Origin of the sequence: Microtetraspora sp. AC03309, from assembly GCF_020826795.1 — a bacterium.
Lineage (GTDB): Bacteria > Actinomycetota > Actinomycetes > Streptosporangiales > Streptosporangiaceae > Microtetraspora > Microtetraspora glauca.
In genome coordinates this window covers 156,415-163,963 of record NZ_JADDIL010000006.1, presented here as the reverse complement: position 1 = coordinate 163,963, position 7,549 = coordinate 156,415, and the positions used below count along the sequence as shown (strand labels likewise).

At 71.3% G+C, this 7,549-nt stretch carries 7 protein-coding genes; 3 read left to right on the top strand and 4 right to left on the bottom strand.

The window, feature by feature from the left end:
* Positions 1–200: 200 nt before the first annotated feature.
* Positions 201–668 carry a thioredoxin-dependent thiol peroxidase gene (bcp, locus tag IMZ11_RS05445; RefSeq protein WP_061259005.1) on the bottom strand — a complete coding sequence of 156 codons (468 nt, stop codon included), beginning with the start codon at positions 666–668 and terminating at the stop codon, positions 201–203.
* Between the two features lie 165 nt (positions 669–833).
* On the opposite strand from bcp, the gene IMZ11_RS05440 reads away from it, so the two are divergent.
* Positions 834–1,151, top strand: coding sequence for a DUF3618 domain-containing protein (locus IMZ11_RS05440; RefSeq protein WP_228638081.1), 318 nt, complete (start codon positions 834–836; stop codon positions 1,149–1,151).
* Between the two features lie 51 nt (positions 1,152–1,202).
* On the opposite strand, the gene IMZ11_RS05435 is transcribed toward IMZ11_RS05440, so the two are convergent.
* The gene (locus tag IMZ11_RS05435; protein ID WP_228638079.1) at positions 1,203–2,372 is read right to left on the bottom strand and encodes an amino acid deaminase/aldolase; all 1,170 of its coding nucleotides are present in this window, start codon (positions 2,370–2,372) and stop codon (positions 1,203–1,205) included.
* Between the two features lie 185 nt (positions 2,373–2,557).
* On the opposite strand from IMZ11_RS05435, the gene IMZ11_RS05430 reads away from it, so the two are divergent.
* Positions 2,558–3,160, top strand: coding sequence for a DUF6286 domain-containing protein (locus IMZ11_RS05430; protein WP_228638077.1), 603 nt, complete (start codon positions 2,558–2,560; stop codon positions 3,158–3,160).
* Positions 3,161–3,162: 2 nt separating this feature from the next.
* Positions 3,163–3,639 (top strand): hypothetical protein, encoded by a 477-nt coding sequence (locus IMZ11_RS05425; RefSeq protein WP_228638075.1) that lies wholly within the window; start codon positions 3,163–3,165, stop codon positions 3,637–3,639.
* On the opposite strand, the gene IMZ11_RS05420 is transcribed toward IMZ11_RS05425, so the two are convergent.
* Both IMZ11_RS05420 and IMZ11_RS05415 read right to left on the bottom strand, forming a co-directional pair.
* Entirely contained in the window at positions 3,568–4,962 is a 1,395-nt protein-coding gene (locus IMZ11_RS05420) for a hypothetical protein (protein WP_228638073.1), read from the bottom strand. The two genes, IMZ11_RS05425 and IMZ11_RS05420, sit on opposite strands and share 72 nt — an antisense overlap.
* A 173-nt stretch (positions 4,963–5,135) precedes the next feature.
* Entirely contained in the window at positions 5,136–7,547 is a 2,412-nt protein-coding gene (locus IMZ11_RS05415) for a penicillin acylase family protein (protein WP_228638071.1), read from the bottom strand.
* Positions 7,548–7,549 lie beyond the last annotated feature (2 nt).

Here is a 7,549-nt window from a genome sequence, read left to right as displayed (position 1 = left end):
GTCCTGGGGGGAGGGACAGCGGGGCACCGCCGTCGGGGAGTGGGGTCACGAACGGCTCCTCGTTCACAGGCCCGACATTTGCCCGTGACGGTACATTCGCCGATGTTCACGTGATATGTGGCACATCCCCACGTTCGGACCCCGCCCGAGTATGGGATCGCGACGTGCGCGACCGGCGGGGCGCCCCCGGATCCCCCGGATCAGGAGACGCCGAGCTCCTTGAGCAGGCGGGCGACGTGGCCGGTGGCCTTCACGTTGTAGAGAGCCTTCTCGATCTTGCCGTCCGCGTCGATGACGAAGGTGGACCGGATGACGCCCATGATCGTCTTGCCGTAGTTGGTCTTCTCGCCGTACGCGCCGTACGCCTTGTGGACGTCGAGGCCGGTGTCGGAGAGCAGCGGGAAGGTGAGGGCGTCGTGCTCGCGGAACTGCTGGAGCTTGGCGGGCTTGTCCTTGGACACGCCGAGGACGGCGAAGCCGTGGCCGGTCAGGGCGTTCAGGTTGTCGCGGAAGTCACATGCCTGCTTGGTGCAGCCGGGCGTCAACGCCGCCGGGTAGAAGTAGAGGATGACCCGCGTGCCGCGGAACGACGCGAGCGACACGTCGTTCCCGTCGGCGTCCGTAAGGGTGAAGTCCGGCGCGGCGTCGCCGGGCTCGAGCCTGCTCATGAAGTCCTCCTGCTATTGGACGGAAAAGCCCATGCTTCGTGTGCCACGGGGGTGACCCGTGCGGATGCGGGTAGGCGCTAATCAAACTACCGGGTCGGCCGCTGCGCGGCGCGGCCCCGCGAGCTGGCAGACTGATCGGACACGAGTACCTAGGAGGGGGTCGCCATGGCGGAGACCGATCCCGATGCGCTGGAGCGGGAGATCGAGCGTACGCGGGTGGAGTTGGCTCGTACGGTCGACGCCATCGCGGACCGTGTGAGCCCGAAGCGCGTGGCCGAGCGGAGCGTGGCGAAGGTCAAGGCCAACGCCGAGCGTCTCGTGGGGGGCGCTCAGCATCGTCATGTCAGGCCCGGTGAAGAGGGCGAGGCCGGTGTCTGGGACGAGTACGCGCCCCGGGACATCAGCCCCGTTCTCATCGCCATGGGTGTCGCGCTCGTCGTCGGCGCGACCGTTCTCCTGCTGCGCCGCCGCAACCGGAGCTGACCGCCCCGCCCGGTCATCGCCGACCTCCCACCCGGTCATCGGGCCCGCGGGTCAGAGGAAGGTCTTCCCCTCGCCCCGGTAGGTGGGCACCTCCTCGACCACCCGGTCGCCCTCGATCAGGTGCAGGGTCGCGAACCGCTCGCAGAGCTCGCCGGCCTTGGCGTGGCGGAACCACACCCGGTCGCCGACGCGCAGGTCGGAGGCGGCGTCGCCGAGCAGCGGGGTCTGCACCTCGCCCGCCCCTTCGTCGGAGTCGTACCGCAGGCCGGCGGGCAGGTATGGCTGCGGCAGCCGGGTCGGTCCGGGCGCCCCGGAGGCGTGGTAGCCGCCGCCGAGCACGGTCGCGACATCGGCCGCGGGCTTGCGCACCACGGGCAGGGCGAACAGCGCGGCCGGATGCCCCTCGAAGTTGCGATAGAAGTCGAACAGCCGCGGGTGGAAGAAACCGGATCCGGCCGCGACCTCGGTGATCGCCTTCTCTTTGACGGTCTTCTCGATGCTGCCGGTGCCGCCGCCGTTGACGAACTCCAGGTCGGCCACCTGGCGTACGGCCCGCACGATCCGGCCCCTCCGGATGATCAGCTCGCGGCGTGACCGCGCCTGCATCCAGCGGACCGCCCTGCCGTACAGGCCGGGGATCTTGTCGCCCACCCCGGCGATCTGCGCCTCGTACGCCATGAGCCCGGCGAGCCGGAGGCCGGGCCGCTTGGCGATCTCGGCCGCGATCTCGGCGGCCTGTTCGGGCTCACGCAGGGGGGAGCGCAGCGCCCCGGCGCGCAGCTTTCCGGCGAACGCGACGAACGCCGCATCGATGTCCAGACATATCCGGATCTGGTGGGGCTGACCCTGGAGCAGATCCAGGTGCTCGGGGGAGTCGACCATCACCGTGATCTCCCGGGCCGCGACCGGATCGGCGCCCAGGGCGCGGATGGCCGCGCGGTCGGCGGTGGGATAGGCCACGAGCACGTCGCGCATGCCGGTGGAGACCAGCCAGAGCGCCTCCGGGAGCGTGAACGCCATGATCCCGGCGAATCCGTCCATCGCCAGGACACGTTCGAGGATCGGGCGGCTCCGGATCGACTTGCTGGCCACCCGGATCGGCTTCCCGCCGGCCCGCCGCACCATGCCCTCGGCGTTCAGCCGCAGCGCGTCGAGGTCGAGCACCGCGAACGGCGCCTCCAGGTGTGCGGTGGCCCGGTCCAGGCGCTCTCGGTCGTCCATATGGGCAGCTTAATGCCGCCGAGGCGAAATATATGAGTGGCGTTCATATTAATCGCCGGGCAAATTTTGCGGCGCCGCACCTTCAAGATCCGGTCGAAGGAGTGGTGCGCGTCCCCCCGAGATCTTTTGCGGTGTACCCATAGGCACGTGAGCATGCCTGTACACGGGAAGTGGTGATCGGCCTGATGAGCATCGTGGAGGACATCCTCGCGGCCTCCCCGGCCGCGGCGGTGCGGACCCAACAGCGGACGCTGCGGCGCAACGCGATCCGCGCCCTGCGCCCCGGGCGGACACCCGCGGGCATCGTGGTCTCCGCTCTGCTCGCCACGTCGTCGTGGACCGTCCTCGCCGTGGCCATCGGCGGCCTGTTCGGCGCCCCCGCGGACCCCCGGCTGGGCAGTCTGATGTCGCTGACCCTCGGCGATCCGGTCATCCGCAGCGCGGCCAGCGCGATGGTCGTCACCGGAGCGCTCCTGGTGGCCCTCGCTCTGATCCCCGGCCGCCCCCGGCTCATCGCCGTGGAGACCACGGACCCGCTGCTCGTGATCGGCCTCACCCGGAGCGGCCTGCGCCGGACGTTGTCGAGCGCGGCGCGCGGCGTCGAAGGGGTGGAGGCCGCCCGCGTGCGCATCCATCCCCGGCGGATCGAGGTGACGGTGATCACCCGCGCGCAGGGGACGGGCGAACTGCTCCGGGCGGTCGGCACCGCCGTCGGAGACCGGCTCGCGGGCCTCGGCGTCCAGAGCCGCCAGGACGTCGTCGTACGGGTGCGCAGGACGAGGGTCTGACCATGCGTTCTCACATCGGAAATCGTGTCGGCATCCTCCTGGTGGGGGTGGCCCTGCTGGCGGGTGGCATCACGATGCTGCTCGCCGCGAGGGACCGTCCCGGGGACGAGGTCCTCGATCTGAGCTTCTTCACCGACAACGCGTGGGCGCGCCCGATCGGCATCCTGCTGCCCGTGGCGATCGGGCTGGTCGCGACGCGGTGGTTGCTGATCGCGTCCGGCTGGGGGCGGTGCGGCAGCCGTACCGGCTCGGGGATCGCCATGCTCGGCGTCGCGCTGAAGGGCGTCCAAGGCATCGGCAAGCTGTACGTCAGGCTGGTCGGCGAGCGCAGGATGCGGATCCGGATCGATCTCCTGCCCGACGCCGACCCGGCCGAGGTGATCGGGCGGCTGAACCGCGAGGCGGTCTCACGAGTTCGCGGCGTGGTGGGCCGCGGCGACCTTCCGACGCTGGTCAGGCTGCACATCCGGCGACGCTGAGCGCCGTGCTCCCAGGGCCAGTCCGGCGGCGAGGCAGGCGAGCGGCACCACCGGGACGACGTAGCGGTGGTCGAAGGCCGCGATCATCGGCGGCAGGACGAGCAGGGCCGCCGCCGCGGCCAGCGGCAGCGACACGGCCCACCGCCGGGCGGCCAGGCCGCCGAGCCCGATCAGCAGGATGATCGCGAGGAACGGCCCGCGCAGGTAGCCCTGCTGCTGGTAGGCGCGCAGCACCCCGGCCCAGGGCTCGACGACGCGTGTCTCGCCCGGCGACCCCTGGTACGCCGTGGTGAGCTGGGTGGCGGTACGGCCCGCCGACGCGATCTTGTCGCTGAACGGCTTCACCGATTCGGGGAAGACGTACGCGCTCTGAGGGCCGGGGGAGGGGTAGACCCGGCGCTCCCATTCGAACGCCCAGAGGGCGTCCTTCAGCCCGGTCATCAGGAAGTCGAGCGGCTGGCTGCGGATCGCCAGCGAGGCGAACTCCCCGGCCAGTTCCTCCCTGCCCGCGCCGACCTTCTGGAGCGGTGAGCCGGCGTCCCAGATGTACGCGGGCGCGGCGAGCCGGGGCTCCGACGGGCAGAGGCCGGTGAGGCGCGGAGCGGGGTTCATCTTGTCGCAGTCGGCGAACGTCATGGTCCGCGACCACAGCCAGGTGCTGCTCCCGCCCATGCCGTACGAGCCGTGCGCGCTGTTGAACCAGACCGCGTAACCGCCGAGGACGACGGCCGCCGCGGCGACACCCGCGACCAGCGCCCTGCGGCCGGCACGGGACAGCAGCACCCAGGCGGCGGCGATGACGATCAGCGGGAGCCCGATGGTCCGGGTGATCGTCGCGAGCGCCAGCAGGAACAGCGCCGCCGTCGCGGCCCACACCGGCGGTTTGGGCCACCACACCAGGATCGCCACCCCGGCCACGGCCAGGAAGGTGAACAGCAGGTCGGCCATCATCAGGTGTTCGAGCTGGATCTGGTGGACGTCGAGCAGAACCGGCGCCGCGGCGAGGGCCGCGCCCCAGCCCGGCAGTGCCGTACGGCGTCGCAGGACCGCGTAGACGAGGGCGGCGATGCCGATCCCGAGCAGGTGCTGGACGACCACCACGGACTGGATGTCGCGCAGCGGGCTGAGCAGCCACAGGAACAGCGAGTAGCCCGACGGGCGGGACGCCAGCGGGCGTAGATCGAGGCCCGAGCTGAGATAGGCGAACGAGTCGGCCCAGAACCACAGCGCGGGCCGGTAGCCGAACACGGCCAGCGCCCGCAGCGCCACGCCGATGAGGAGGGCGACGAAGAACGCCAGGTGCGACCGCAGGAACGAGGTCAATGTCCCCCCTGCGATTCGCGATCCGCCCGACAAATCAGGAACAGCCAGAATAGGGCATGATCGGCTGGCGTTCCCGTCACGGGGTGCCGGCAAGAGCGGTGCGATGAGCCGCCGAACCTCGCCTGAGCGGGGATTCCGCGGCCCTCGCACGCTCCTGCCGGTGCGCGTGTCCGCTACCGCAGCGACGTCGTCGTCAGCCGCGGATACGCCCTGATCTCGGCTTCCGTGAACCGTTCCGTCACCCACTGGCCGCGCGAGAACAGCTCGGTCTGGTCGGCGTGGTGCGGCGATGCCGAGCTGGCCGACAACGAGTACGTCAGCACGGTCCTGGTGCGCGGCCCGGCCGGCGTCAGCTCCACGGCCATCATGAAGCTGGAGCCGGTGTTGACGTCCGGATAGCGGCCCTCCTTACTGAGCGAGCCGCCGGTGCGGATCCGGTCGAAGCAGCCCTCGCCCTCGGTGCAGCCAGGAACCGGGACGGAGCCGTACCGCTGGGCCTCACCCGGCGTGAGCGTCAGCGGGAGGCCGGCGGCCGTGAACGCCTGCACGGCGTCGGCCAGCGCGGTCGGCACCGCCGGGTTGCCGGTGTCGAGCCCGCGCGGCGTGGTGAGCGGGTGCTCGGGATCGAACGGCACCTTCCACCAGCTCTTTGGCGGGACGACCGTGCCGTCGGGCCGTCTCTGCGGGCGGTTCAGGCCCAGGAAGAACTCACGCCACAGGATCGCGCCACGGCTGTCGAGGCGGGCCCGCCCGTCCCAGGCCGTCAGCGTGGCGCAGGCCCGGCGGACATCGACCTTCTCGCCGTCGGTCGCCGTCATCACGGGCGTGGCCCGGCACAGCGCGCGCAGATCCGGGCGGAGCAGCTCGGCGCTCAGGTTGCGCTTGCCCGTCGCCGTCCGCTGGAGAGTCTCCAGCGTGAAGCCAGGGGCGCCGAGCCCGTCGTCGCCCGACAGTCGCTGAGCGATCATGTCGAGGCCGACCCGGGTACGCAGGTCCCGTTCCGTACGGGTGTCGCCGTAGATACGCGGATAGTTCGTGAGCGGGGCCTTCGGGTTGGCCAGCCAGGGGCTGGCGTTGGCGTTGGTCACGTAGTCGACGCGGGTCAGCCGGGGCTGGGCGGCGGGGCCGAAGATGCCCGGCTCGATCGCGTCCGCGTCCTTGCCCCACAGGCAGGCCGATGTGGAGCCGTCCAGGATGAGCATCTCGGAGTCGTCCTTGGTGCGGCAGCGCTCCGCCTGCTCGTCGGTGACATGCGGGACCACCGAGGCGTCGGCGAAGTACGCCTCGCCGCCGACGTCCGTGGCGAGCGTGTAGACGAAGGGCATGCCCTGGTACGTATTCTGCGCGCGGCGCAGCGCGGTCAGGTCGCGGGCGGCGCCCATGGCCAGCCACTCGTCGGCGAAGCGCAGGTTGGCGGCGTTCGCGTCGGCCAGGGCGATCGCCGTCTCCTCCGTCCAGCCGGTGGCCAGTACCGGGCCGTACCGGGAGGTGTAGAGGGTGGTGGTGACGGGGTTGATCTGGCCCTGGGCGTCCCGGACGGTGACCGACACCTCCTGCCGGCCCATCGGCTCGGGCCGGCCGTCCACCAGGTATGCGGTGTGCTGGCCCGGCACCAGCTTGAGCTGGTACAGGGTGAAGCGCTGGGCGTGGGAGACGGTGTGCGTCCAGGCCACGCTCGCGTTGTGGCCGATCTGGACCATGGGGGTGCCGTACAGGCTGCCACCCGACACGTCGAGCACGCCCGGGATGGTCAGGTGGACCTGGTAGAAGCGGCGGCTGCCGTTCCACGGGAAGTGGGGGTCGGCGAGCAGCATGCCGTGGCCGTCGCGGGTGGCCTCGCGCCCGATGGCGAAGGCGTTGCTGCCGGGGGCGGTCACCGTCTTTGAGGCGATCTTCTCTTTCGGCTGGCTCGTCTCCTGCTTGTCCGCCTCCTTGTCCTTCTGCTCCTCCGCCTGCTTCTCCGCCTGCTTCTCCGCCTGCCCGGAGGCGGCGATGGCCTCCTTGAACGAGGAGCTGCCGCTCAGGCGGCCGAGGTCGAGCAGGTTCATCCAGACGTCCGTGGCGGTGATGGGGCCGACCCACTCCTTGCCCCGGCAGGCCGGGTCGGGCAGCCGGGCCACGCCCGTGTCGCTCAGGTAGCGGTTGAACCCGGCGACATAGCCGTCCACGAGCGCGCGCAGCTCGGCGCTGGGACCGTAGGGCGCGGGGCGGGCGAGCACCCGGCGCAGCACGCCCGACGCCTGGACGCTCTTGTAGTACACGTCGCTGGCCAGGTTGGTGACCGGGTCGACGGCGTCGTCCGACATCGCCTCCGCGCCGAAGTGGCGCGACCGCTCGCCGCGCAAGGTGAGCACCCACGAGGCCATGACGCACAGATTGTCCTGCGCGAAGGCGTAGCCGTAGCCATAGCCGAGGCCGCCGTGGTCCTTCGCGGAGATATGCGGGATGCCGTATTCGGTGCGCCTGATGTCGGCGGCGTAGCGGCCTTCGGCGGCCCGCGCCGGCGCGGGCGCCGCCACGAGGAGGGCGCCGGCCAGGGCCGCCACGAGTGGTGCGGCCAGCCGCCTGGCACGATTTATGATCACCG